Annotated in this window: 20 protein-coding genes and 2 rRNA genes; 9 read left to right on the forward strand and 13 right to left on the reverse strand. The window is 73.9% G+C overall.

The genetic code is table 11. From position 1 onward, the window contains the following. Positions 1 to 191: 191 nt before the first annotated feature. From pruA to AB0M03_RS03040, 4 genes are all read right to left on the reverse strand, one after another. Entirely contained in the window at positions 192 to 1,817 is a 1,626-nt protein-coding gene (gene pruA, locus AB0M03_RS03025) for an L-glutamate gamma-semialdehyde dehydrogenase (RefSeq protein WP_363487777.1), read from the reverse strand. A gap of 104 nt (positions 1,818 to 1,921) precedes the next feature. After that, a complete protein-coding gene (locus tag AB0M03_RS03030; protein WP_363487716.1) occupies positions 1,922 to 2,593 on the reverse strand; it encodes an HAD family hydrolase in 672 nt (223 codons plus the stop codon). Between the two features lie 30 nt (positions 2,594 to 2,623). Next, on the reverse strand, positions 2,624 to 3,133 hold the full coding sequence (locus tag AB0M03_RS03035; protein ID WP_363487718.1) for a hypothetical protein: 510 nt from the start codon (positions 3,131 to 3,133) through the stop codon (positions 2,624 to 2,626). A 120-nt stretch (positions 3,134 to 3,253) separates the two neighbouring features. Beyond that, positions 3,254 to 4,306 carry a patatin-like phospholipase family protein gene (locus AB0M03_RS03040; RefSeq protein ID WP_363487720.1) on the reverse strand — a complete coding sequence of 351 codons (1,053 nt, stop codon included), beginning with the start codon at positions 4,304 to 4,306 and terminating at the stop codon, positions 3,254 to 3,256. A 317-nt stretch (positions 4,307 to 4,623) separates the two neighbouring features. Here AB0M03_RS03040 and AB0M03_RS03045 point away from each other — a divergent pair, with 317 nt between their 5' ends. Beyond that, positions 4,624 to 5,172 carry an Rv3235 family protein gene (locus AB0M03_RS03045; RefSeq protein WP_363487722.1) on the forward strand — a complete coding sequence of 183 codons (549 nt, stop codon included), beginning with the start codon at positions 4,624 to 4,626 and terminating at the stop codon, positions 5,170 to 5,172. Between the two features lie 82 nt (positions 5,173 to 5,254). On the opposite strand, the gene secA is transcribed toward AB0M03_RS03045, so the two are convergent. Continuing rightward, positions 5,255 to 8,005 carry a preprotein translocase subunit SecA gene (gene secA, locus AB0M03_RS03050; protein WP_363487724.1) on the reverse strand — a complete coding sequence of 917 codons (2,751 nt, stop codon included), beginning with the start codon at positions 8,003 to 8,005 and terminating at the stop codon, positions 5,255 to 5,257. 305 nt (positions 8,006 to 8,310) lie between these two features. On the opposite strand from secA, the gene AB0M03_RS03055 reads away from it, so the two are divergent. Beyond that, on the forward strand, positions 8,311 to 9,456 hold the full coding sequence (locus AB0M03_RS03055; protein WP_363487726.1) for a crosslink repair DNA glycosylase YcaQ family protein: 1,146 nt from the start codon (positions 8,311 to 8,313) through the stop codon (positions 9,454 to 9,456). 27 nt (positions 9,457 to 9,483) lie between these two features. Here the strand turns inward: AB0M03_RS03055 and AB0M03_RS03060 are convergent, their stop codons facing one another. Continuing rightward, positions 9,484 to 10,224 carry a response regulator transcription factor gene (locus AB0M03_RS03060; protein WP_363487728.1) on the reverse strand — a complete coding sequence of 247 codons (741 nt, stop codon included), beginning with the start codon at positions 10,222 to 10,224 and terminating at the stop codon, positions 9,484 to 9,486. Between the two features lie 164 nt (positions 10,225 to 10,388). Then, complete coding sequence (gene raiA, locus AB0M03_RS03065) at positions 10,389 to 11,075, reverse strand: ribosome-associated translation inhibitor RaiA (protein ID WP_363487730.1); 687 nt, start codon at positions 11,073 to 11,075, stop codon at positions 10,389 to 10,391. Positions 11,076 to 11,552: 477 nt separating this feature from the next. On the opposite strand from raiA, the gene AB0M03_RS03070 reads away from it, so the two are divergent. After that, the gene (locus tag AB0M03_RS03070) at positions 11,553 to 12,239 is read left to right on the forward strand and encodes a phosphoribosyltransferase family protein (RefSeq protein WP_363487779.1); all 687 of its coding nucleotides are present in this window, start codon (positions 11,553 to 11,555) and stop codon (positions 12,237 to 12,239) included. Positions 12,240 to 12,278: 39 nt separating this feature from the next. Here AB0M03_RS03070 and AB0M03_RS03075 read toward each other — a convergent pair whose 3' ends face one another. The 3 genes from AB0M03_RS03075 to mtrA all read right to left on the reverse strand — a co-directional run bounded on the left by AB0M03_RS03075 (position 12,279) and on the right by mtrA (position 16,915). Further along, complete coding sequence (locus AB0M03_RS03075) at positions 12,279 to 14,111, reverse strand: LpqB family beta-propeller domain-containing protein (RefSeq protein WP_363487732.1); 1,833 nt, start codon at positions 14,109 to 14,111, stop codon at positions 12,279 to 12,281. Then, positions 14,101 to 16,101 (reverse strand): MtrAB system histidine kinase MtrB, encoded by a 2,001-nt coding sequence (gene mtrB, locus AB0M03_RS03080; RefSeq protein ID WP_363487781.1) that lies wholly within the window; start codon positions 16,099 to 16,101, stop codon positions 14,101 to 14,103. The genes AB0M03_RS03075 and mtrB overlap by 11 nt, the downstream gene beginning before the upstream one ends. Before the next feature lie 136 nt (positions 16,102 to 16,237). Then, the gene (gene mtrA, locus AB0M03_RS03085) at positions 16,238 to 16,915 is read right to left on the reverse strand and encodes an MtrAB system response regulator MtrA (protein WP_363487734.1); all 678 of its coding nucleotides are present in this window, start codon (positions 16,913 to 16,915) and stop codon (positions 16,238 to 16,240) included. A gap of 284 nt (positions 16,916 to 17,199) precedes the next feature. Here mtrA and AB0M03_RS03090 point away from each other — a divergent pair, with 284 nt between their 5' ends. From AB0M03_RS03090 to AB0M03_RS03110, 5 genes are all read left to right on the forward strand, one after another. Continuing rightward, positions 17,200 to 18,396, forward strand: coding sequence for a hypothetical protein (locus AB0M03_RS03090; RefSeq protein WP_363487736.1), 1,197 nt, complete (start codon positions 17,200 to 17,202; stop codon positions 18,394 to 18,396). Between the two features lie 4 nt (positions 18,397 to 18,400). Beyond that, complete coding sequence (locus AB0M03_RS03095) at positions 18,401 to 19,084, forward strand: DUF4129 domain-containing protein (protein ID WP_363487739.1); 684 nt, start codon at positions 18,401 to 18,403, stop codon at positions 19,082 to 19,084. After that, positions 19,081 to 20,373 (forward strand): DUF4350 domain-containing protein, encoded by a 1,293-nt coding sequence (locus AB0M03_RS03100; RefSeq protein ID WP_363487741.1) that lies wholly within the window; start codon positions 19,081 to 19,083, stop codon positions 20,371 to 20,373. Before AB0M03_RS03095 ends, AB0M03_RS03100 begins: the two co-directional genes overlap by 4 nt. 68 nt (positions 20,374 to 20,441) lie before the next feature. Continuing rightward, entirely contained in the window at positions 20,442 to 21,389 is a 948-nt protein-coding gene (locus AB0M03_RS03105; protein ID WP_363487783.1) for a MoxR family ATPase, read from the forward strand. Positions 21,390 to 21,474: 85 nt separating this feature from the next. Next, positions 21,475 to 22,785: a DUF58 domain-containing protein gene (locus tag AB0M03_RS03110; RefSeq protein ID WP_363487743.1), complete on the forward strand. Its 1,311-nt coding sequence runs from the start codon at positions 21,475 to 21,477 to the stop codon at positions 22,783 to 22,785. On the opposite strand, the gene AB0M03_RS03115 is transcribed toward AB0M03_RS03110, so the two are convergent. Beyond that, positions 22,752 to 23,576 (reverse strand): helix-turn-helix transcriptional regulator, encoded by an 825-nt coding sequence (locus AB0M03_RS03115; protein WP_363487745.1) that lies wholly within the window; start codon positions 23,574 to 23,576, stop codon positions 22,752 to 22,754. The genes AB0M03_RS03110 and AB0M03_RS03115 overlap by 34 nt on opposite strands. Positions 23,577 to 23,660: 84 nt before the next feature. On the opposite strand from AB0M03_RS03115, the gene AB0M03_RS03120 reads away from it, so the two are divergent. Next, positions 23,661 to 24,617: an LLM class flavin-dependent oxidoreductase gene (locus AB0M03_RS03120; RefSeq protein ID WP_363487747.1), complete on the forward strand. Its 957-nt coding sequence runs from the start codon at positions 23,661 to 23,663 to the stop codon at positions 24,615 to 24,617. Positions 24,618 to 24,701: 84 nt separating this feature from the next. Here AB0M03_RS03120 and rrf read toward each other — a convergent pair. Continuing rightward, positions 24,702 to 24,818: ribosomal RNA gene (rrf, locus tag AB0M03_RS03125) — 5S ribosomal RNA — on the reverse strand. A 72-nt stretch (positions 24,819 to 24,890) separates the two neighbouring features. Further along, a 23S ribosomal RNA gene (locus AB0M03_RS03130) occupies positions 24,891 to 25,030 on the reverse strand; the annotation flags it as partial.

Consider the following 25,030-nt stretch of genomic DNA (forward strand, 5'->3'; position numbering starts at 1 on the left):
CTGCACCTGGGTACGACAGGTCGTTTGGCCAGCGGGAAAGCCCCCGGCGACGCCAGTCAGCCTAACCTGACGAAACGAAGGTGTCAGGGGACACAGAGGAGCAATCCTGCAGGATGCCGACGCCCTACTGGACACCTTGTCCAAACCGGCGGGTCACTTCCTGTCAGCCCCTGCCAGCTGTTTCGCAGCTGTCACCTCATGTGCGGATAGCCGTAATCGGTGGGCGGCACGAAGGTCTCCTTGATCGAGCGGGTGGACGTCCAGCGGAGCAGGTTCTGGGCGGCGCCCGCCTTGTCGTTGGTGCCGGAGGCGCGTCCGCCGCCGAACGGCTGTTGCCCGACGACCGCCCCGGTCGGCTTGTCGTTGATGGCGAGGTTCCCGGCGGCGAAGCGCAGGCGCTCCACGGCCTGCGCGATCGCGTACCGGTCGCGGGCGGCCACCGCCCCGGTCAGCGCGTAGGGCGCATCGGTGTCCACTCGCCCCAGGGCGGCTTCCCAGTCGGCGTCCTCGTACACCTGGACGGCCAGGATCGGGCCGAAGTACTCGGTGCGGAAGACCTCGTTGCGGCCGTCCCCGCAGACCAGCACGGTCGGGCGGACGAACCAGCCGATGGCGTCGTCGTACTGGCCGCCCGCGGCGAGCTCCACCTCCGGGTCGTGCGCGGCGCGCTCGATCGCGGCGCGGTTCTTCTCGTAGGCCCGGCGGTCGATCAGGGCGCCCATGAAGTTGCTGAGGTCGGTGACGTCGCCGACGGGCAGCGCGTCGACCTCGGCGAGGAAGTCCTCCCGCATCCGGGCCCACAGGCTGCGCGGCAGGTAGGCGCGGGACAGCGCCGAGCACTTCTGGCCCTGGTACTCGAAGGCGCCGCGGATCATGGCGGTGCGCAGCGCGTCCGGGTCGGCCGAGGGGTGGGCGATCAGGAAGTCCTTGCCGCCGGTCTCGCCGACGATCCGCGGGTAGCCGCGGTAGCGGCCCAGGTTGGCGGCGATCTCCTTCCACAGGCTGTGGAAGGTCCCGGTGGAGCCGGTGAAGTGCAGCCCGGCCAGGGCGGGGCTGGCGAGGGCGACCCGGGAGAGGGCGCGGCCGTCGCCGGTGACCAGGTTGACCACCCCGGGCGGCAGGCCGGCCTCCTCCAGCAGCCGCATCAGGTGGTGGGCGGCGAGCGTCTGGGTCGGCGAGGGCTTCCAGACCACGGTGTTGCCCATCAGTGCGGGGGCGGTGGGCAGGTTCCCGGCGATCGCGGTGAAGTTGAACGGGGTGACGGCGTAGACGAACCCCTCCAGCGGCCGGTGGTCCGCGCGGTTCCACACCCCGGGCGAGGACTCCGGCTGCTCGGCCAGGATCTGCCGGGCGAAGTGCACGTTGAACCGCCAGAAGTCGACCAGTTCGCAGGGTGCGTCGATCTCCGCCTGCTGCACGGTCTTGGACTGGCCGAGCATGGTCGCGGCGGCCAGCGTCTCCCGCCACGGGCCGGCCAGCAGGTCGGCGGCGCGCAGGAACACGGCGGCCCGGTCGTCGAAGGAGAGCGCCCGCCAGTCGGGGGCGGCGGCGAGGGCGGCGTCCACCGCGAGCTGGGCGTCCTGGTGGGTGGCGTTGCCGAGCACGCCGAGCCGGGCGGCGTGGTGGTGGGGCTGGACGACGTCGATCCGCTCGCCGCCGCCGAACCGCTGCTCGCCGCCGATGGTCATCGGCAGCGGGACGGGCTCGGCGGCCAGCTCGTCCAGTCTCCGCTCCAGCCGCTCCCGTTCGGGGCTGCCGGGGGCGTAGCCGTGCACCGGCTCGTTGACGGGGGCGGGGACCTGCGTGACGGCGTCCAGGGGCATGCGGGCTCCACTCGTCCGGTGACGGTTGCCCCACCAGGTTGACCGCCGCCGGGCCGATCGTGCCCCGCCGACACGCCCCGAGCCGGGCGCCCGGCGCGTCAGCCCACCGGTCGGCCGGTCAGCTCCTCGGCGACCGCGACGGCCTCGGCGAGCGAGTCCACGACCGGCACGCCGACCGCCTCCAGCTTCTGCCGGGTGTGCGAGCCGCCGGTGTACAGCACCGCGTGGATGCCGGACTCCCGGGCGGCCTCGGCGTCGTCCACCGCGTCGCCGATCAGCACCGTGCGGGCGGGCTCCAGGCCCGGGCCGAGCCCGCGGAGGTGGGTGGCCAGGAAGCCCGCCTTGCGGCCGCCGGACGCGCCGGTGCGGCCGTCCACCCGCAGGAAGTGCCCGGCCAGGCCGAAGGCGTCGACCACCGGCACCAGCCGCTCGTGCTCGTACATCGACAGCAGGGACTGGCTGCGGCCGGGCTGCGCCCGCCAGCCGGTCAGCAGGGCCGGCACGCCGTCGGTCAGGCCGCAGTCCGGGCTGAGCTCGCGGTACCGGTCGTGGAAGGCGTCGTCCAGCGCCTCCCACTCGCTCTGGCTGGGCATCCGGCCGAGCAGCCGCTGGTAGAAGCGCGGGATCGGGATCTCGTAGAGCTCCCGGTACTCCTGCAGGTTGAGCGGGGGGAGCCCGACGGTCTCGAAGGCGGCGTTGCTGGCGGCCAGCACGGCCTCCATGTCGTGGAAGAGCGTGCCGTTCCAGTCCCAGACGATGTGCGTGCGCATCCTGGGAACGCTACCTCCCGCCGGTGACGGTCAGGCCAGCAGGCCCGGGATCTCCTGCGTCGCGAACCAGAGCAGCTCGTGGTCCTCGGCGCCGTCGACGGTGAACTGGGCGTCCTCATCGCCCTTGTCGGCGGCCTGGATGGCGGCGGCGGCCGCCGTCACGTCGGCGACCACGTCCTCATCGGCCGCGTCGGCGTGCACCGCGGCGGCCTTCGCCAGCGGCACCGGGCCGTGCAGCACGACCCGGCCGAGCGAGGCCTGGTCCTGGTACTCGTCCCCGGCGAACGGCCCGACCGCGGAGTCCGCGACCTCCACCGCCAGCACCACGCGGCGGCGCGGCGCCGCCGGGTCCGCGGACAGCAGCCGCAGCGAGGCCTGGGCGGCCCGGTTCAGCGCCGCGTACTCCAGTTCCTCCAGGTCGTCGCTGACGTACCACTCGCGCAGCGCCGGCGTGACGGCGTACGCCGCCACCTGCTCCAGGACGCCGCCGGGGTGCGCCGCCGCAAGGCCGGTCAACGTGGTCGGCACGTACACGCGCATCGGTGGCACTCCGCTTCTGGGTCATGCGGGCCGTCGGGCCCGCGCCCGCCGCCCCCCAAGGATACGGGGCCGGTGATCACCGCACCGCCCGCTCTGCACAAGGCCGCCGCCGCAACCGGCTCACCGCAGCGCGGCCAGGGTGGTGCTCAGCGCCGAGTCCAGCACCTCGGGGCGCCGGGCCGGGTCCATCATGTTGGGCCCCATCACCGCCAGGTCGGCGAGGGTGGGGGCGAGCAGCTGCACCCTGGTGCCGGCCGCCCGCAGTTCGCGGGCCTCGCGCATCATCTGCCGGGTGACCGTCCGGCGGTAGCGGCTGACCAGCTGGGCGAGCATGCCGCGCGGACGGTCCCGGGCCCGCCACTCGCGCAGCGCGGCGACCGCGCCGCGGCCCGGCTCGGCGCGCCCCTCGGGGTGCAGCCGCAGTGCCATCGGCGCGAGCACGTAGACCTCGTCGAGGCCGCGGGCGGCCATCAGGTCGGCGTTGGTGGCCGACCAGCAGCCGCCGTCCACGTACGGGGCGCCCGCGAGCTCGACCGGGGCGAACCAGCCGGGGATCGCGCAGGAGGCCATCACCGCGTCGGCGACCGGCGCGACCGGCGCCCCGGCGTCGCCGAAGACCACCCGGCGGCCGCTGCGGTAGTCGACCGCGACCACCCGCAGCGGGGAGCCGTCGGGCCAGCCGTCGCCGCCGGTGAGCGCCCGTACGAGCTCTCCGACCGGGGCGACCGAGCCCCGGCCGGGCGGGACGACGGCGGAGACCATGGTGAGGAAGGGGTAGTCGCGGGGGTGCCGGACGGCGTCGCGCAGCAGCCCGGGCGAGCCGATGCCGGCCGCGGGGCGGCGCGGCATCGCGCCGCCGGCCGCCGTGTCGTAGTCGAACTCGACCCCGGCCAGCGGGCCGCCGGTGATCGGCAGCCCGCGCTGGTGGTCCCTCAGGTGGCCGGGCTCGACCCCGGCGGCGAGCATCGAGCCGAGGATGGCGCCGGCCGACGTCCCGAGGATCACGTCGGCGGCGCCGGGCCGCCAGCCGGTGGCCTCCTCCACGGCGCAGAGCGCACCGACCGTCCAGGCCGCGCCGAGCATGCCGCCGCCGCCCAGCACCAGGCCGCGCCGCGGGCCGCCCGCGCCGCGTCCCGCCACCTGGCCGTCGCCGGTGGTCACCTCGGTCACCATGCCGCCTCCCTGGGGTCTCCTGCCTGCCGATCCTCCGCCCTACCGGGCGGTAGGTCCGTTCGCCCGGCCGCCCCGCACTGCGGATTCACCCGGCGCGTCCGTACTCCTTCGTGCACCGCCGGAACCCCGGTGCACGTCAACGCGGCGCCACGCCCAGCGGCCTGCCGGGCCCACCGCCACAGCGGACATCACCCGGATAGGTGACATGGCGGCCGCTCCCCGACGCCCGCCGGAGGGTTCTTGAGAGCGCCGCACCGGCCCGGTAGCACAGGGGGCGACAACCCCGCCGGAGCCAGCCCGACAGGAGGTCGGTCCCCATGGCCGAGCACTGCAGCACCGCCCCCGCCGCACACACCGGGAGCCGGGCCGCCGCGCCGCTGGTCCGCCCGCTGGTGCACGTGCCCGGGCGCCCGCAGCCGCGCCGGCCCGTCCGCCACGCCCACCCGGGCCGGCACGCCGCACCGCCGCCCGGCCACCCGGCGGCCGCCGGGCCGCGCGCCCCGCACCGGCCGCGCACGGGCTGCGCGCCCTCCCGCGGGGCGGGTCAGGGCGATCTGGCGGCACGCTTCGCCCAGCGGCTGGTCGAGGTGCTGACCGGGGTCCGCCCGGCGGGCCAGCTCCAGCGGCACACCACCCTGCACGGGTACCAGCAGCTCACCGCGCTGGTGCGGACGGGCCCGCTGCGGCCCCGCGGCCGGGCGCCGCAGACCCGGCTGGGGCGGGTGTACGACTCGGCTCCGGCGCCGGACGCGCTGGAGGTGTGCGTCCGGGTGGAGTTCGGCCCGCGCCACCACATGGTGGCCTTCCGGCTGGAGCGGCACCGGCGCACCGAGCAGTGGCAGTGCGCCGCGGTGGAGGCGCGCTGACGGGCCGCACCGTGCCGGGAACGCCGCAGGGCGCCGCGCCCCGGTGCGGGGTGCGGCGCCCTGCGGACGGGCTCTGCAGGTGTCAGGCCTTGCGGCGCCGGCCGCGGCCGGCCTTCGCGGCGCGGCGGCGCTCGGCGCGGGTCATCCCGTCGCCCTCGTCCACCACGGAGTCCTCGAAGTCGCCCTCGATGACGGTGTCGTCGCCGTCGACGGTCGGCGCGGTGTAGTGCAGGCGCTGGCGGGCCGGGGCCTCCAGGCCCTTGGCCTTGATCTCCGGGCGGGCGTCGGCCTTCTCCAGCGCGACGGCGTCCTCGGCGACCGGCACCTCCTCGACCTGCTGCTCGACCTGGACCTCCAGGTTGAACAGGTAGCCGACGGACTCCTCCTTGATGCCCTCCATCATGGCGGCGAACATGTCGTAGCCCTCGCGCTGGTACTCGACCAGCGGGTCGCGCTGCGCGTAGGCGCGCAGGGCGATGCCCTCCTGCAGGTAGTCCATCTCGTAGAGGTGCTCGCGCCAGCGGCGGTCCAGCACCGACAGGACGACGCGGCGCTCCAGCTCGCGCATGATCTGCTCGCCGAGCTGGTCCTCGCGGCGGCCGTAGGCGGCCTGCACGTCCTCCTGGATGGTCCGGGTGAGGAACTCGGGGGTGAGCCCGGCGGTGCCGCCGGCCTCCTCCTCCAGCTCGTCCAGGTCCAGGGAGATCGGGTAGAGCTGCTTGAGGGCCGTCCAGAGCTTCTCGAGGTCCCAGTCGTCCTCGAAGCCCTCGCCGGTGGCGGCGTTGACGTACGCCTCGACGGTGTCGTCCATGAAGTGGCCGACCTGCTCCTGCAGGTCCTCGCCCTCCAGGACGCGGCGGCGCTCGCCGTAGATGACCTCGCGCTGGCGGTTGAGGACCTCGTCGTACTTGAGGACGTTCTTGCGGATCTCGAAGTTCTGCTGCTCGACCTGGGTCTGCGCGGAGGCGATGGCGCGGGTGACCATCTTGGACTCGATCGGCACGTCCTCCGGGACGTTCGCCATGGAGAGCACGCGCTCGACCATGCCGGCCTTGAACAGGCGCATCAGGTCGTCGCCGAGCGACAGGTAGAAGCGGGACTCGCCCGGGTCGCCCTGGCGGCCGGAGCGGCCGCGGAGCTGGTTGTCGATGCGGCGGGACTCGTGGCGCTCGGTGCCGAGCACGTACAGGCCGCCGAGCTCCTGGACCTCCAGCTGCTCGGCCTTGACGGCCTCCTTGGCCTTGTCCAGCGCGCTCGGGAAGGCGGCCTCGTACTCCTCCGGGGTGTCCTCCGGGTTGATGCCGCGCTGGGCGAGCTCGGCGGCGGCCAGGTGCTCGGCGTTGCCGCCGAGCATGATGTCGGTGCCGCGGCCGGCCATGTTGGTGGCGACGGTGACAGCGCCCTTGCGGCCGGCCTGCGCGACGATCTGCGCCTCGCGCTCGTGGTGCTTGGCGTTCAGCACCTCGTGCGGGATGCCGCGCTTGCGCAGCTCCTGGGAGAGGTACTCGGACTTCTCGACCGAGACGGTGCCGACCAGGACCGGCTGGCCCTTCTCGTGCTTCTCGGCGATGTCCTCGACGACGGCGGCGAACTTGGCCGGCTCCGACTTGTAGATGAGGTCGGGCTGGTCGATGCGGCGCGGCGTCTTGTTGGTGGGGATCGGCACCACGCCGAGCTTGTAGATCTGGTGGAACTCGGCGGCCTCGGTGGTGCCGGTACCGGTCATGCCGGACAGCTTGTCGTAGAGGCGGAAGAAGTTCTGCAGGGTGATGGTGGCCAGGGTCTGGTTCTCGTTCTGGACCTCCACCCCCTCCTTGGCCTCGATCGCCTGGTGCATGCCCTCGTTGTAGCGGCGGCCGGCCAGGATGCGGCCGGTGTGCTCGTCGACGATCATGACCTCGCCGTTGATGACGACGTAGTCCTTGTCCGCCTTGTAGAGCTCCTTCGCCTTGATGGCGTTGTTGAGGAAGCCGACCAGCGGGGTGTTCACCGACTCGTAGAGGTTGTCGATGCCGAGGTAGTCCTCGACCCGGCCGACGCCGTCCTCCAGGATGCCGACCGTGCGCTTCTTCTCGTCGACCTCGTAGTCGCGGTCGCGCTTGAGGCGCAGCACCAGCTTGGCGAAGTCGTTGTACCACTTGGTGGCCTGGTCGGCCGGGCCCGAGATGATCAGCGGGGTGCGGGCCTCGTCGATGAGGATCGAGTCGACCTCGTCGACGATCGCGAAGTTGTGGCCGCGCTGGACGAGCTCGTCCTTCGACCAGGCCATGTTGTCGCGCAGGTAGTCGAAGCCGAACTCGTTGTTCGTGCCGTACGTGATGTCCATCCCGTACTGGCGCTTGCGCTCGGCCGGCGACATGTTCGCCAGGATCACGCCGACCTCGAGGCCGAGGAAGCGGTGCACCCGGCCCATCCACTCCGAGTCGCGCTCGGCGAGGTAGTCGTTGACGGTGATCAGGTGGACGCCCTTGCCGGTCAGCGCGTTGAGGTACGCGGGCAGGGTGCCGACCAGGGTCTTGCCCTCGCCGGTGCGCATCTCGGCGACGTAGCCGTAGTGCAGCGCGGCGCCGCCCATGATCTGCACGTCGTAGTGGCGCTGGCCCAGCACGCGCTTGGCGGCCTCGCGGACGGTCGCGAAGGCCTCCGGCATGATGTCGTCCAGGCTCTCGCCCTCTTCGAGGCGGGCCTTGTACTCGTCGGTCAGTGCGCGCAGCTCGTCGTCGCTGAGGTTGACGAAGTCCTCTTCGATCGAGTTGACCTGGGCGGCAATCCGCTGCAGCTTGCGGAGGATCTTACCCTCGCCTGCGCGCAGGATCTTGTCGAAGACGGACACGTGAGCGGGCTCCTTGCCTGGATCGGCTCTGGATGACAATCGGCGAGACCTACCCCACCGTACGGGCCATCGTATGCGAGGAGGCCAAGCCGCCGGGAGGTCCGTCAGCACGGTATTCCTGTGTCACCCGGAGGGGCAAAGCGCTGCGAAGCACCGGCCCCGGGACAAAACGGTCAACCCGTGCCTCCTCTTTCCGGTCAACCCCCGGCGGGTCGCACAGGTTCCCGGCGGCCGGGGCCGGTCGGCGGCGACCGGTCGTCCGCGGCCCCGGCCGGTTGTCAGTGGCAGGGCCTACGCTGCCCGGCATGACCGTCATGCTCTCCGCCGACCAGGCCCGCCGGATCGCCCTCCGCGCCCAGGGGCTACTGGGCGCCCCGGACCGCCGCGGCGGGGTCCGCGGCGTGCTGCGCCACCTCGGCGCCGTCCAGCTGGACACCATCTCGGTGCTGGCCCGCTCGCACGAACTGGTCCCCTACGCACGGCTCGGCGCCGTGGGGCGCCCCGCGGTGGAGGGCGCGTACTGGGGTTCGGAGACGACGTTCGAGTACTGGTCGCACGCGGCGTGCATCCTGCCGATCGAGGAGTGGCCGCTGTTCGCCTTCCGGCGCCGCGCCTACCGCGGCCGCGGCAACCTCTGGGGCCACCAGGTCCCGCCGGAGACGTACCGGGCGGTGCTGGACAAGCTGCGGGCCGAGGGGCCGCTGACGTCGACGGGGCTGGGCGGCGCCAAGCGCACCGCCGAGTGGTGGGACTGGTCCGACACCAAGATCGCGGTGGAGCGGGCGCTCGCCTTCGGCGACGTGGTGTGCACCGAGCGGCGCAGCTGGAAACGGGTCTACGAGCTGGCCGAGCAGGCCGTCCCGGCGGAGCTGTACGGCCAGGACCTCTCCGACGAGGAGTGCCTGCGCCGGCTGGTCGCCCAGGCGGGCGCCGCACTCGGGGTGGCGACGCGAGCCGACCTGATGGACCACCACCGCCTCAAGGGCACCCAGGTGGAGTCGGTGATCGAGGCCTCCGGCCTGGTGCCGGTGCAGGTCGAGGGCTGGGCGGCGGCGGCCTGGGCCGATCCGGCGGCGCTGGCCTCCGAGCCGCGCGGCCGGCACCGCACGACCCTGCTCTCACCCTTCGACTCGCTGATCTGGGACCGCGCCCGCACCGAGCGGATCTTCGGCATGACGCACCGGCTGGAGGCGTACACGCCCAAGCACAAGCGGGTGCACGGGTACTTCGCCATGCCGCTGCTGGCGGGCGGCCGGCTGGTCGGCCGGGTCGACCCGGCACGCGAGGGCCGCACCCTGGTGGCACGTCAGGTCTCGCTGGAGGGGCCGAAGTTCGTGGCGCCGCTGGCCGAGGCGCTGCGCGAGGCGGCGGCCTGGGTGGGCTGCGACGCGGTGCGGGTGGAGCGGCTGGCGGACGAGGGGCTGCGCCCGGCCCTGGAGAAGCTGCTCTGAGGCCCCGGCCGGCGGGCCGGGCCCGGGTCAGCCTATTTCGAGGATCTTCTCGCGCATCGCGTAGACCACGGCCTCCATCCGGGAGTGCAGTTGCAGCTTCTCCAGGATGTTGCGGACGTGGTTCTTCACGGTGTTCTCGCTGATGAAGAGCTCCTTGGCGATCTCCCGGTTGTTCATCCCGGTGGCGACCAGCTTGAGCACTTCCAGTTCCCGGTCGGTGAGCCGCGGTGCGGGCACCAACTCCCGGTCGTCGGAGCGCCGTTGGATCATCGACTTGAACTCGGTGAGCAGCTTGGCCGCCATCGAGGGGCTGATCTGCGACTGGCCGTCGGCGACCGCGCGGATGGCGGTGGCGACCTCGTCGGTGGAGATCTCCTTGAGGAGGTAGCCGGTCGCGCCGGCCTTGATGGCCTCGTAGAGGTCGGCCTCCTCGTCGCTGATCGTCAGCATGATGATCTTGGCGCTGGGCACCACGTCCTTGATCGCGGTGCAGGCCTCGATCCCGCTGCGGCGCGGCATCCGGACGTCCATGAGGATGATGTCCGGCAACAGGTCGGCGGCCTTGAGCACGGCCTCCGCGCCGTCCCCCGCCTCGCCGATGACCTTGATGTCCTCCTCCTCGGCGAGCACGATCTCCAGGCCGCGGCGGAACAGCGCGTGGTCGTCCACCACCAGCACCCTGATCGGCTCCGCCCGGTACGCCGGGGGGCCGCCCGACCCGCCGCCCGCCAGGCCGACCTCCGCACCACGGCTGATGGGCTCGCCCATCCGCTCCTCCCCCGGTCGCCGGTTGATGTCGGCTCCATCATTCCATGACCGCAGCGGCGTTGATCACCCTCCGAGACCGGTCCGCCCAGCTGGGTGACCCCGGCGGCAGGGCCGCCGGGGTCACCCGGTCGATCGATCTGTCGTGCTGCCGGAGCGGGACGGGATCAGTCCTCGTCCGGTCCGTTGATCGCACCGCCGGCGCCTCCGCCGACGGCCGTCGCGTCCTCCTTCAGGTGGATGACGCCGTAGTGGTAGCCGTGCCGGCGGTACACCACGCTCGGCAGGCCGCTGTCCTTCTCCACGAACAGGAAGAAGTCGTGGCCGACCAGTTCCATCTCGTACAGCGCCTGGTCCAGCGACATCGGCGCGGCGGGGTGCGTCTTCTCGCGGACGACGAGCGGTCCGTCGCCCTCCACCTCCAGAGAGCCCATCATGGTCTTGCGGGCCGCCCCGTTGACCGGGCCCTCGGTCTGCTCGGTCGAGGGGAGCGCGGCCAGGGCGGCCGTCGCCGCTGCGACGCTGACGGGGGTGCGGCCGTTGCCGCCCTTGTGCACCCGGCGCCGGTCGGCGGACTTCCGCATTTGCGCGTCGAGCTTCGCCGAGGCCAGGTCGAGCGCCGCGTACGGGTCGCTCGCGGCGGCCTCGGCCCGGATCACCGGGCCGCGGGTACGGAGAGTGATCTCGACCCGCTCGGACCGGTCGGCCTGGCGCGGGTTGTGCTCCTTGGACACCTCGACGTCGAGGCTGATCACCTTGCCGTCGAACTTCTGGACCTTCTCCAGCTTCTCGGCCACGTGCTCGCGGAACCTCTTGGGCACCTCGGTCTTGCGGCCCTTGACGACGATGTCCACGCAGAACTCCGATCCCTTGTGCTGTCGCCGATCCGGAACGCACCCGGACCGGACTGAGACCCAGCCGGACCAGTCAATCCGCCACCAGCCCCCCACCTTCGCCGGGAGCGGCGAACTCGACTGGCCCTCACCTCACTTCCTCCCCACCAGGAGCGCTTGAAACCCCCTGTGTGCCTTATGGAACACCTCGCTCGGGGATTCCGCCTCCCCAGTCGAACACCATGGCGAGACCGGACCGGCTGTACGGCTGTCACCCATTGTTTACCTCCCATGGAGTGAAACACCGGTTAACAGCTGGACAACACGCTCCGTGGCGCCCACCGTATGGCGCAGTCCGTACCCCGGCAAGGGGCCGCACGACACTTGCGGCACCGTCCGGTGTCCCATTCGTGCACGTCATACGTGCTCCGTGTGCCACGGGAGGCGTCCGTGACCGCGCCGCGCACCGCAGGCCTCCTCGGCGGCCTGCTCGACCTGCTGCTGCCCGCCCGCTGCGCGGGCTGCGGCGAAGGCGCCGGCCAGCTCTGCCCCGCCTGCCGGGCGCTGCTGACCTGCGCGGCGGCCGGACCGGCCGGGCCCGAGCCGCCGCCGGACGGGCTGCCGCCGGTGCACGCCGCCACGCCGTACGGCGGGCCGGTGCGGAACCTGCTGATCGCCCACAAGGAGCGCGGCGCCCTGCGGTTGGCACGGCCGCTCGGATCGGCGCTCGCGGCAGCCGTACGCTCCGCGGACGCGGCAGGCGCCCCCGGTGCGCCGGGCGCACCCCTGCTGCTCGTCCCGGTGCCCTCCACGCGCCGGTCGGTCCGGGAGCGCGGGCACGATCCGGCGCTGCGGCTGGCCCGGGCGGCCGCACGGGAGCTCCGCCGGGCGGGCCGGCCGGCACGGGTCGCACCGGTGCTGCGGCACGCCCGCCGGGTGGCCGACCAGGCCGGGCTGTCGGCCGCCGAACGGCACCGCAACCTGCACGGCGCGCTCACGGTCCGGCCGCGCACCGTCGCACTCCTGCACGGCCGGCCGGTCGTCCTGGTGGACGACCTGGTGACCACCGGGGCCAGCCTCGCCGAAGCCGCCCGCGCCCTACGGGCAGCCGGCTGCCCGCCCCGGGCCGCCGCCACCGTGGCAGCAACCGCCCGCCGGGCGGCCTCGATCGGGCTGGGCCGGTAACCCTCGAAGAGGGTCGCTCAGGGGCGCTGGGCCCGTGCGTCAGCCCGGGTAGCCGAAGGAGGCGGCCGGGTGGCCCTGCAGCGCGACCTCGCGCCACTGGTTGCCCTGCAGCCGGAAGATCCGGTGGTCGCTGGAGTACGCCAGGACGGGCGGCACGCTCTCGCCCGTGCGGCTCTCGGCGGAGGACACCGTGGTCATCGACTCGCCGCCCTGCAGCGGGGAGTCACTGGACTGCGAGCCGTCCGTGCCCACGTAGTTGAGCAGCTGGAGCTTGCCCTGCTCCTTGCCGAGCACCAGCAGCTGGTCGGTGTCGGCCCAGGACACCGAGGCGACATCGGTGAGCAGCGGGGCGACCGGCCGCAGGCCGGTGATGCGGGCCCGCGGCGAGCCGCTCGTGCCCTCGTGCACCACCAGTCCGATCTGCAGCGAGCGCCGGCCGGAGCCGTCCTTGAGCACCAGGGCGATCCGGGCGCCGTCGGAGGAGACCCGCACGTCCTGGACGGTGCGGCCGGCCAGGCCGTCGACCTGGGCGGCGACGGACTTGCGCCCGCGCACCAGGTAGACCTGCGGCGCGGCCGGGTCGCGGTCGACCAGCCAGAGGTTCTGCCGGCCGTCCCAGCTGGGCGAGGCGAGGCCCTGCCCGGCCTGGGTGGAGTGACTGGTGATCACCGGGTCGCCGAGCTTCTCCGCCTCGCCGAACCCGGTCACGTAGAGGGAGCGGCCGTCCGCGCCGATCGCGGCGGCGCCGGTGCCGTCGCGGCGGACGGCGACCTCGCCGATCTTCGGCTGGCCGGACTGGCCGAGCGGGCCGGAGACGGCGCGGCCCGGGCCGTCGCCCTGCAGCAGGAGCAGCTGGCCGGTGTCGACCTGGTAGTACTGGGCGGCCCCTGCAGAGCCGGCGAGCCGGCCGGGTGCGGAGTCGGCGGCCTCGGAGGCGGTGACCGAGCAGCCGCCCTTGGCGCCGGACAGGTCGACCCGGTCGAGCTGGGCCTTGCCCTGCTGGTCGGCCAGGGTGTGGAAGAGCTGGGTGGCCATCTGCTTGCAGGCGCTCTGCCGGCCGCCGAAGTCGGCGACGTCGACGCGGACCGCGGCGGCCCGGCTGTCGTTGACCGTCACCGCGCCCTGGATGCGCACGCCCTCGAAGGCCGAGTAGACCGCGGGCGACAGCCACTGCGAGGGCCCGGCGGCGAGCGCCTTGGCGGCCGCGGTGAGCGGGTCGGTGCGGCGGCGCAGGTAGATCGGGTCGGGCACCATGACGGACGGGGTGGCGCCGTCGGCCGACGGGTCGGAGGAGGCGTAGAAGTAGCGGTGGACCGCCCGGTAGGAGTTCCGGAAGTTGGTCTGATCGACGATCAGGCCGTCCGGGAGGCGGTCGATCCGCCACTCCCCCTTGTCCGGGCCCTCGGTCTCCTTCACGAAGGTGAACTGCTGCTGGTACGCCTCGTCGGAGACCGTCCGGTAGGAGTGGTCCTCGTCGAGCTCGGCGACCTTGCTGCCGGTCACGGTGATCGAGGTGGTGTCGGTGGCGACGACCGTCTTGTCCCGGTGCAGGGTGGCGGCGAGCACGGTGACGCCCGCCTGCGGGTTCCACCGCTTGCCCGCGTCGGCGGTCAGGTACTTCAGCGCGGTCTCGTAGTCCTTGGCCTCGTCCGCGTTGGAGGCGGCCAGGAAGCCGGCCAGCAGGTCGCGCGGGTCCTCGCCCTTGTGCGGCGGCACCGGGAACACCCGGACCTGCAGGTTCTCCGCGCCGGAGCCCTGCGGCAGCTCGACCCGCTCGGGCGGGCCGTCCGCGGGCATCGCGGCGCAGCCCGCGGCGAGCAGGACGGCGAGTGCGGCGCAGGCGGCCCGGGCGGAGCGCAGCTCAGCCCTCACGCCGCTCGTCCTTCGCACGCTGGGGCCTCCCGGTGTCGGCGGTGTCCGGACCCTCCTGGGGAGGGAGTGTCGGGCGGCCAGGTCCGCAGTCGACGACGACCTGGGCCCCGGTGGCACCGTACCCCGAGGCCACCGCCCGGACGTCCGAGGGGTCGGCGACGGGTGCGGCCTGCGGGCGGCCCAGTCCGGGGCCGATCGACAGCACGCCGCCGAGGCCGCTGCCGAAACCGGACTGCCCGCCGTCGGGGCTCTCGGGACCGTCCTGGTCGGCGGCGCCGTCGGCCGCGGTGAGCGCGGTCGCGCCGGTCGGGCGGACGGCGCGGCGGTAGGGCGCGCCGGGGGCGGCGAGGCCGCGGTTGTGCCGGGAGTCCTCCGGCTCCAGCCGGAACGGGGCCCGGCTGATCTCGCCGCCGCGGGTGCGGGGCAGGGTCAGGCGGAAGTGCGATCCCCCGCCGGGCTCGCCCCAGGCCTGGAGCCAGCCGCCGTGCAGGTGGGCGTCCTCGACGGCGATGGACAGGCCGAGGCCGGTGCCGCCGGTGGTGCGCACCCGGGACGGGTCGGCGCGCCAGAACCGGTGGAACACCCGGGAGGCCTCGCCGGGCTTGAGGCCGATGCCGTAGTCGCGGACGCCGACGGCGACCGCGCCCTCGCCGGTGCCGAGCCGGACGACGACGTCGCGGCCCTCGCCGTGCTCCAGGGCGTTGACGACCAGGTTGCGCAGGATGCGCTCGATCCGCCGGGAGTCGACCTCGGCGACGACCGGCTTCTCCGCGCCGCGGACGATCACCGCACTGCCCTTGGCCTGGGCCAGCGGGTCGGCGGCCTCGACCACGCGGGTCACGATCTCCCGGAGGTCGACCGGCTCGGCGTCGAGGATCGCGGCGCCGGCGTCGAAGCGGCTGATCTCCAGCAGGTCGGCGAGCAGCGACTCGAAGCGGTCCAGCTGGTCCTGCAGCAGTTCGGCGGAGCGAGCGGCCATCGGGTCGAGGTCGTCGCGGCTGTCGTAGATCAGGTCGGCGGCCATCCGCACGGTGGTGAGCGGGGTGCGCAGCTCGTGCGAGACGTCGGAGACGAAGCGGCGCTGCACCCGGGAGAGCTCCTCCAGCTGCCGGATCTGCGCCTGCAGGGCGTTGGCCATCCGGTTGAAGGACTCGCCGAGGCGGGCGATGTCGTCCGTCCCGGTCACCTTCATCCGCTCCTCGAGGTGGCCCGCGGCCAGCCGTGCGGAGATCCCGGCGGCCATCCGCACGGGGGTGACGACCTGCCGGACGACCAGCCAGGCGATGCCGCCGAGCAGGATGACCACGAACACGCCGGCGGTCGCCAGGGTGCCGGTGACCAGGCCGAGGGTCTTGGTCTCCTGTCCGAAGGAGAAGACGTAGTACAGCTGGTACGGGTTGCCGTCGGGGCCGGTGAACTGCTTGCCGATGACCAGCCCGGGCTCGTTGTACGAGGGGCTGCCGTCGTCGGTGGAGCGCTGGATCTCGGTGGTCTGCTGGTGCGGGGTGCCGGGTTCGGCGGCGACCTCGTCGCGCAGGTCCTGGCTGATCGAGTCGGGGACGATGTTGCCGGAGTACCAGGCGCCGCGCAGGGCCGCGCTGGGCGCGCTCTCCTGCTGGCCGGTGGAGGGCACCAGGGCGATCACCGAGTAGACGCCGGTGCCGCCGCTGGCGAGGTCGGAGACCTGCTTGATGAGCCAGGTGCCGACCTCGTCCCGCGAGGGGTCGGTGCCGGTGCCGGCCTTCGCCTGCAGGTTGATCGCCTCGTTGATCTTGTCCTGCTCGATCTGGAAGCCGCCGAACGCCTGGCCTTGTGCGGCGTGCTTCTTGGTGTCGAGCAGGCCGGTGCGCACCTGCGCGACCACGACCACGCCGAGCACCAGCACGACCACGACGGAGAGCAGCAGCGTGGCGGCGACCACGCGCAGCTGGATGGAGCGGCGGTACAGCGCGATCAGGCGTCGCACCGGCCGCCGGAACTGACGGATCACCTGGGCGCAGAACGCGGCGGGGCCGCGGCGCCTGCGCCGGCCCTCCGTGGTCGAACTCAGTACGTCTCCGCGCACAGCAGCCTCCCCGCCGGGTGCGATGCCCGACGGGGAGTCGTCAGCTTCGAACTGCCCCACGTCAGCTGGGCCCCGCCTTGTAGCCGACGCCGCGCACGGTCACCACGATCTCGGGGCGCTCCGGGTCCCTCTCGATCTTGGAGCGCAGGCGCTGGACATGGACGTTGACCAGCCGGGTGTCGGCGGCGTGGCGGTAGCCCCAGACCTGCTCCAGCAGCACCTCGCGGGTGAACACCTGCCAGGGCTTGCGGGCCAGCGCGACCAGCAGGTCGAACTCCAGCGGGGTCAGCGGGATGCCGCGGCCGTCGCGCTTCACCGAGTGGCCGGCCACGTCGATGACGAGGTCGCCGATGGTGAGCTGCTCGGGCGTGGGCTCCTCGGCGCGGCGCAGCCGGGCGCGAACCCGGGCCACCAGCTCCTTGGGCTTGAACGGCTTGGTGACGTAGTCGTCGGCGCCGGACTCCAGGCCCACGACGATGTCCACCGTGTCCGTCTTCGCGGTCAGCATCACGATCGGGATGCCGGACTCGGCCCGGATCTGACGGCAGACGTCGATGCCGTCGCGACCCGGAAGCATCAGGTCGAGCAGCACGAGGTCGGGCTTGGTCTCCCGGAACGCGGCTAGCGCCTTGTCCCCGTCGGCGACGAAAAACGGCTCAAATCCTTCACCACGCAGCACGATGCCGAGCATCTCGGCCAGTGCGGTGTCGTCATCAACGACGAGGACGCGTCCCTTCATGACTCCATCTTCTCATTACCCGATTGTGACCTGCCCCACAGCCCGGACAGGGGGGTCGCCCGACGCGGGCTGCGAACCGGGCAGAACACCGCAAAAACCCCGGTCGGGGCCGTACCTGCCGACCGTTGTCGATCAGCAACGGGATACCCCTGGGGCCGTCGGCGCCACCATGGCACGATGGGCGGCGCAGCAGCGAGTTCCGGCCGTACGCCGTACCCGATCCGACGCCGACCCGACGTCCGGGCCCGGGCCACGAAGCCCCGGGCCTCCGACAAGGAGCTTTGATGACCGACACCCCGGGCTGGGCCTCGCCCGGTTCGCCCGAGCCGCCCCGCGACGACGTCCGGCCGCCGGCCGACCAGCCGCCCGGCGCCGTCGGCGACGCTGCAGGCGGCCCCGGTCCGTACGGCGGAGCGTACGGCAGCATTCCCCACCAGGGCCAGAGCCGCGACGCGGGCCGGTACGGCGCACCCGGCGGTACCGGCCAGTACGGCGGCGGCCCCGGCGTGCAGGGCGGCTGGGGCGTGCCGCTGAGCCCGAAGCCCGGCATCATCCCGCTGCGCCCGCTGGGCGTCGGCGAGATCCTCGACGGCGCGGTCACCACCGTCCGCAGGCACTGGCGGACGGCACTCGCCCTCTCGCTCGGCCTGGCCGCCGTGCAGCAGGTGCTGCAGGCGCTCGGCGAGTGGTGGGCCTACGAGCAGCCGGGCGACGCCTCGGAGCTCACCGCGATGCTCGGGCCGGTGCCGGTCGAGCTGCTGCTGGGCGTCGTCGCGGTCGGCATGCTGACGATGGTGGTGAGCAAGGCCGTCCTCGGCCAACCGGTGGCGCTCGGGGACGCCTGGAAGGCCGCCCGGCCGCGGCTGGCCGCCCTGACCGGGCTCACCCTGCTCACCTTCCTGATCGTCGTCGGGCCGTTCGTCCCCGGCATCGCCCTGGTGGTGCTCGGCATCGTCGACGGCCTCAACGACACCCTGCTCGCCCTCGGCGCGATCCTGACGCTGGCGGCCGTGCCGGTGGCGCTCTGGCTCGGGATCGACCTCAGCCTCGCCGCACCCGCCCTGGTGCTGGAGCGGCAGGGCGTGTTCACCGCGATGTCCCGCTCCCGGCGGCTGGTGCGCGGCTCCTGGTGGCGGCTGTTCGGCATCAACGTGCTGACCCGGGTGCTCATCGCGGTCGCCTCCGGCATGGTGATGATGCCGTTCTCGCTCGCCGCGCTCGCCGTCGCCGGCGACGAGGCCCCGACCGCCGACAACCCCTTCGTGATGGGCCTGCCGCCGCTCGGCCTGCTGATCCTCGCGATCGGCGGCACCATCGTCGCCACGTTCACCATCCCGCTCGGCGCCGCCGTCAACGTGCTGCTCTACATCGACCAGCGCATCCGCCGCGAGGCGCTCGACATCGAGCTCGCCCGCGCCGCGGGCCTGCCCGAGTACGGCTCCGCCGGCTGGGCGGGCAACCAGGCCTCCCCCGGAGTCTGAGCCGATGCCGTACTGGGGGGAACCGGGGGCGCTGCCGCGCGTCCTCGCGGAGGGTGCACCGGTCACCGTCCCGCGCGGGCCCGCGCGGGACGCGGCCCGCGACGAACTGCTCAACCCGGCCTACCACCGGCACGACCCGAGCCTGACCCAGCGCGCCATGGACTGGCTGGACGAGCAGATCGGCAGGCTGTTCGGGCACCTCGGCGAGTCCATGGCCGGCGGCAGCACCGGCGCCGTGCTCGCCCTGCTGCTGGCCGCCGTGGTGGTCACCGCCGTGTGGTGGCGGCTCGGCACGCCCCGCCGCGAGGCCGGCCGCACCGAGGCGCTGTTCGCCCACCGCGGCCCGCGCACCGCCGACCAGCACCGCGCCGAGGCCGCCGCCCGGGCCGCGGCCGGCGACTGGCCGCAGGCCGTCCGCGAGCAGATGCGCGCCCTGGTGCGTGCCCTGGAGGAGCGGACGGTGCTCGACGTCCGCCCCGGCCGGACGGCCGACGAGGCCGCCGCAGAGGCCGGCCGCGCCCTCCCCGACCACGCCGCCGCCCTCGCCTCCGCGGCCCGCACCTTCGACGACGTCGTGTACGGCGAGCGCACCGCCGACCGGGCCGCCTACGACGGCCTGCTGGCGCTGGACCGCGCCCTCGCGGCAGCCCGTCCCGTCCTCGTCCCGACCGGCGGAGCCGCCGCATGACCACCGCACCGCCCACCGCCGCACCGCCCGCGGCCGAGGCCCAGGACGGCACCCCGGACGGGACGGCCGCCGACCCCGGCGCGCCGGCCGGCACGGCCCCCGGGACGAGCCTGGCCGTGCCCGTGCGCCGCCGCTGGCGCCGCGCCCGCTGGTACCTGCTGGCCGCCGCCTTCCTGCTGCTCGTCGGCCTGCTCGTCGGCGGCCTCGGCGGCAGCAGCGCCTGGCCTCCGCTCGACCCCCGCTCCCCCGACCCGGAGGGCGCCCGCGCCGCCGTCCGCCTGCTGGAGCGCGAGGGCGTGACCGTTCGCACCGCCGCGGGCGAGGCCGAGCTCACCGCCGCCCTCGGCGCCGCCGACACCACCGTCGTGCTGCCCGACCCCTACCTGCTCGACCCGGCACTGCTCGACCGGCTCGCCGCCGACCGCGGCCCGCGGAGCAGGCTGGTCCTGCTCGCCCCGGACGACGCCCAGCTCGACGCCTTCGCCCGCGGTGTCCGCACCTCGACGGCGGCCGACGGCCTGCCCGACTACGCCTCCGAGCTGTCCACCCCGCCGCAGTGCAGCCTCCCCGAGGCCACCGCGGCCGGCAGCGCCGAACTCGGCGGCCTCCTCTACGACCCGGCCCCCGGCGACACCGGCTGCTACCCGCGGCACAACAGGCCGACCCTCGTCCTGCACACCGACGGATCCGGGCGGCAGACCGCCGTCCTCGGCACCGACCGGCCGCTCACCAACCAGCGCCTCGCCAAGGACGGCAACGCCTCGCTCGCCCTCGGGCTGCTCGGCTCCCGGCCCCACCTGGTCTGGTACCTGCCCGACTACGACAGCACCGGCACCCCTGCCACGGCCGGCCGCCGCAGCCTGCTGGACCACGTCCCGGCCGGCTGGAACTGGGCCGCCCTGCAGCTCGCCCTCGCCGCGGCCCTGGCCGCCGCCTGGCGGGCCCGCCGGCTCGGCCCGGTGGTCTCCGAGGAACTGCCCGTCGTCGTCCGCGCCGCCGAGACCACCGAGGGCCGCGCCCGCCTCTACCGCCGGGCGAACGCCCGCGGCCACGCCGCCGACGCACTGCGCCGCGCCGCCCGCCACCGGATCGCCCCGGTGCTCGGCGTCCCGGTCTCCGCCGGCGAGCCCGACCCGGCCGCCCTCTGCGCGGCCGCCGCCGGCCGCATCGGCCGCCCGTCCGCCGACCTGCACGCGCTGCTGTACGGCGAGCCGCCCACCGACGACGCCGCGCTGCTGCGGCTCTCCGACGACCTCGACGCCCTGGAAAGGCAGGTACGACAGCCGTGACCGAGCAGCCCGCTGCCAGCACGACCCTCACCAAGACCGGCGCGCCCGCCGGCGCCGCCCCCGCCGCGGTGGACGCCCGCACGGCGCTCACCGCACTGCGCGACGAGATCGGCAAGGCCGTGGTCGGCCAGGACGCGGCCGTCACCGGCCTGGTCGTCGCCCTGCTCTGCGGCGGCCACGTGCTGCTGGAGGGCGTCCCCGGCGTCGCCAAGACGCTGCTCGTCCGCACCCTCTCCACCGCGCTCAGCCTGGAGACCAAGCGCATCCAGTTCACCCCCGACCTGATGCCCGGCGACGTCACCGGCTCGCTGGTCTACGACGCCCGCACCGCCGAGTTCTCCTTCCAGCCCGGCCCTGTCTTCACCAACCTGCTGCTCGCCGACGAGATCAACCGCACCCCGCCGAAGACCCAGGCCTCGCTGCTGGAGGCCATGGAGGAGCGCCAGGTCACCGTCGACGGCGAGCCCCGGCCGCTGCCCGAGCCCTTCCTGGTCGCCGCCACCCAGAACCCGGTGGAGTACGAGGGCACCTACCCGCTGCCCGAGGCCCAGCTCGACCGCTTCCTGCTCAAGCTGGTCCTGCCGCTTCCCGGCCGCGACCAGGAGTACCAGGTACTGGCCCGGCACGCCGCCGGCTTCGACCCGCGCGACCTCGCCGCCGCCGGCGTCCGCCCGGTCGCCGGGCCGGCCCACATCGCCGCCGCCCGCGAGGAGATCGCCAAGGTCACCGTCGCCCCTGACGTCCTCGCCTACATCGTCGACCTCTGCCGGGCCACCCGGCAGTCGCCGTCGCTGTCCATCGGCGTCTCCCCGCGCGGCGCCACCGCCCTGCTCGGCACCTCCCGGGCCTGGGCCTGGCTCGCCGGCCGCGACTACGTCACCCCCGACGACGTCAAGGCGCTCGCCCTGCCGACCCTGCGCCACCGCATCCAGCTGCGGGCCGAGGCCGAGATGGAGGGCGTCACCGCCGACTCGGTGATCCAGGCCGTCCTGTCCCAGACCCCCGCCCCGCGCTGACCCCGCCCCGCCTTCCCCGGCCCCGGCCACGCACCGGAGCCCGGCGTCCGGACCGCCGCCCCGCACACCCCGAGGAGCCCCGCCCATGGCCCTGACCGGCCGCACCGCCCTGCTCGCCGCGCTCGGCGCGCTCGTCGTCGGCCTGGTCGTCCCCTCCTGGGCGGGGATCGGCACCGTCACCCTGCTCGTCCTGCTGGGCGTTGCCGCCGACCTGGTCCTCGCCGCGCCCGTCCGCACCCTGCAGCTGGCCCGCGGCGGCGACACCCGGGTCCGGCTCGGCGACACCGCCGAGATCGAACTGACCGTCACCAACACCTCCCGGCGCCCGCTCCGCGCCCTCGTCAGGGACGCCTGGGCACCGTCCGCCTGGCACCCCGGCAGCTCGTACGAGAACTCCCGGCACACCGTCACCGTCCCGGCCGGGGAACGGCGGCGGCTCACCACCGTCCTCGGGCCGACCCGGCGCGGCGACCACCGGGCCCACCGGGTGACGGTCCGTTCGTTCGGCCCGCTCGGCCTGGCGGCCCGCCAGGGCGCGCACGACGTCCCCTGGACCCTCCGCGCCCTGCCGCCGTTCGCCAGCCGCAAGCACCTGCCCTCCCGGCTCGCCCGGCTGCGCGAACTCGACGGCCGCACCTCCGTCCTGACCCGCGGCCAGGGCACCGAGTTCGACTCGCTGCGCGAGTACCTGCCGGGAGACGACGTCCGCTCCATCGACTGGCGGGCCAGCGCCCGCCGCAACACCGTCGCCGTCCGCACCTGGCGGCCCGAACGCGACCGGCACATCCTGATCGTCCTGGACACCGGCCGCGGCTCCGCCGGACGCGTCGGCGACGCCCCCCGCCTGGACGCCGCCCTCGACGCCGCCCTGCTGCTGACCGCCCTCGCGACCAAGGCCGGCGACCGTGTCGACCTGCTCGCCCACGACCGCGTCCGGCGAGCCGCCGTCGTCGGCCGCTCCGCCACCGACGTCCTCCCCGCCTTCACCGACGCGATGACCACCCTGGAGCCCGCCCTCGTCGAGACCGACCTGCGCGCGCTCACCGCCACCGCCGTGCGCATGGCCCCGCACCGCTCGCTGATCGTGCTGCTCACCGGCCTGGACGCCGGCGCCGCCGAGGACGGCCTGCTGCCCCAACTCCCGCTGCTCACCAAGCGCCACGAGGTCGTCCTGGCCTCCGTGGCCGACCCCCGACTGGACGAGCTGGCCGCCGGCCGCGGCACCCTCGACGCCGTGTACGGGGCCGCGGCGGCCGAGCAGACCAGGGCCGACCGTCGCCGCACCGCCGAGCACCTCACCCGGCACGGTGTGACCGTCCTCGATGCACCGCCCGCCGCCCTGCCCCCGGCCCTCGCCGACGCCTACCTCGCGCTCAAGGCCGCCGGCCGGCTCTGACTGCAACCGTCGGCTGCGGCCACCGCTCCTTCCGCGAACTCCCGGAGCCGCTGCGCGGTCCCGCCGTCCGCGGGCAGGAACGCCTCCAGCATCAGCTCGGCGAGCGTCACATCGACCGCCGTGGCGAGGGTGGTCACGGTGGTGATCAGCCGCAACGGGCCGCGGCTCGACTCCAGTCGGAGCGGCACGGCGAACCCCGTCGGCTCCCCCTCCGTCGCGGCCGCCGGCACGTACCCGCCGAGTTCCTCCCGCAGCGCCGCCAGTCGGCCGTCCGCCCCGCGCTCCGCCCGCCGTTCCAGCCGCAGCAGGATGTGTCGCGACCACTCGGCGAAGTTGGCGATCCGCGGTGCCATGCCCCGTGGGTGCAAGGCGAGCCGGTACACATTGGCGGACGGTCCGCACAGCTCGGGTGCCGCCCCCTCGGTCAGCACGGGGAACGCCGCATTGGCCGCCACCAGGGTGCCGTGCCGGTCCACCACCACGGCGGGGTACGGGAGATGACCGGCCAGCACGTGTTCCAGCGCCTCCCGGACGGGGACGAGGCTCGCCGCGTCCAAGGGACTCTCCTCGAACTCCGCCGCATAACCGGCCGCCAGTAGCAGGTCGTTGCTCTCCCGCAGCGACAACTCCAGTGACTCCGCCAGCCGCAGCACCATCCTGCGGCCCGGGGCGGAGCGCCCGCTCTCCATGAAGCTCACATGCCGCTGGGTGGTGCCCGCCCGCAGGGCCAGGTCGAGCTGGCTCAGATGCCGGCGGGCCCGGCGCTCACGCAGTGCCTGCGGGAAGTCCATGGCCCCAGTCTCCGCAGCCGTACGTCACCGCGCCATTCCCTCTCGGGAATTGAGCCGATACCGCGGGCGGGCGAGCCTGGCGGCATGCAGAACGACATCAAGGCCGGCGTACTCCTCCCGACCGGGCAGGCCCAGTGGGGCGAGGGCACCGATCCGCGCGAGCTCCTCCCCTTCGCCCTGCGCGCCGAGGAGCTCGGGTTCGCCTCGCTCTTCGTCAACGACTCCCTCCTGACCCCGCGGATCGAAGCACTCACCATGCTGTCCGCGCTGGCGGCCGTCACCCGCCACGTCGAACTCGGCACGGGAGCCCTGCTGCCCTTCCTCCGCCGCCCCGTCCAGGCAGCACACTCGCTGGCCTCGATCGACCTGCTGTCCGGCGGCCGCCTGACCGTCGCCGTCGGCGCCGGCTTCCCCGGCCGCTTCGGCCGCCCCCTGTACGAGCTCTCCGAGGTGCCCTGGCCGGACCGCTTCACCCGCCTGGACGAGACGGTCTCGCTCTGGTGCCGTCTGTGGACGGCCACCGAGCCGTTCTCCTTCCACGGCAAGCTCCTGCACTTCGAGGACGTCCCGCCGTCCGTCCGTCCGCACACCCCGGGCGGCCCGCCGATCTGGCTGGGCGGCGCCACACCCGCCGCTCTCGCCCGCACCGGCCGCCACTACGACGGATGGCTCCCCTATCCGCCCGACCCGGCCGACTACCGCACCGGTCTCGACACCGTCCACCGCGCCGCCGCAGTCGCCGGCCGTCCTCCCGAGGCGATCACACCGGCCCTCTTCGTCTCCGTCCTGGTCGACGACGACCCCGTACGTGCCCACCAGGCCATGGACGCATACGCCCGTGCCGTCTACGGCCTCCCCCTCGACGACCTCCGGAAGATCCAGGCCGTGGTCATCGGGCCACGCGCGGAAGTCGCAGCCCGGTTGCGCGAGTACACCAACGCCGGCGCCCACCACTTGGTCCTCCGCCTCGGCGGCCTGACTCTCGACGAGCAGTACGTCCAACTGGAGACAGCTGCCGAGATCCTGCCCGAGCTGAACTGATCCGGCTCGGATTTGTCCGGCCGATTCGGGTCCGGAAATGCGAGAAGCCCCCTCCCGAAGGGGAGGGGGCTTCTCTGAATGATTGTTCGGCGGCGTCCTACTCTCCCACAGGGTCCCCCCTGCAGTACCATCGGCGCTCCGAGGCTTAGCTTCCGGGTTCGGAATGTGACCGGGCGTTTCCCTCGCGCTATGACCACCGAAACACTGTGAAACCGTGAATCAGACACCTGTCTGTTCGTGGTTTCAGAACCAACACAGTGGACGCGAGCAACTGAGGACAAGCCCTCGGCCTATTAGTACCGGTCAACTCCACCCCTCACGGGGCTTCCATATCCGGCCTATCAACCCAGTCGTCTACTGGGAGCCTTACCCTCTCAAAGGAGGTGGGAGTGCTCATCTCGAAGCAGGCTTCC

It is taken from the genome of Kitasatospora sp. NPDC051914 (genome assembly GCF_040680995.1).
Taxonomy (GTDB): Bacteria; Actinomycetota; Actinomycetes; order Streptomycetales; family Streptomycetaceae; genus Kitasatospora.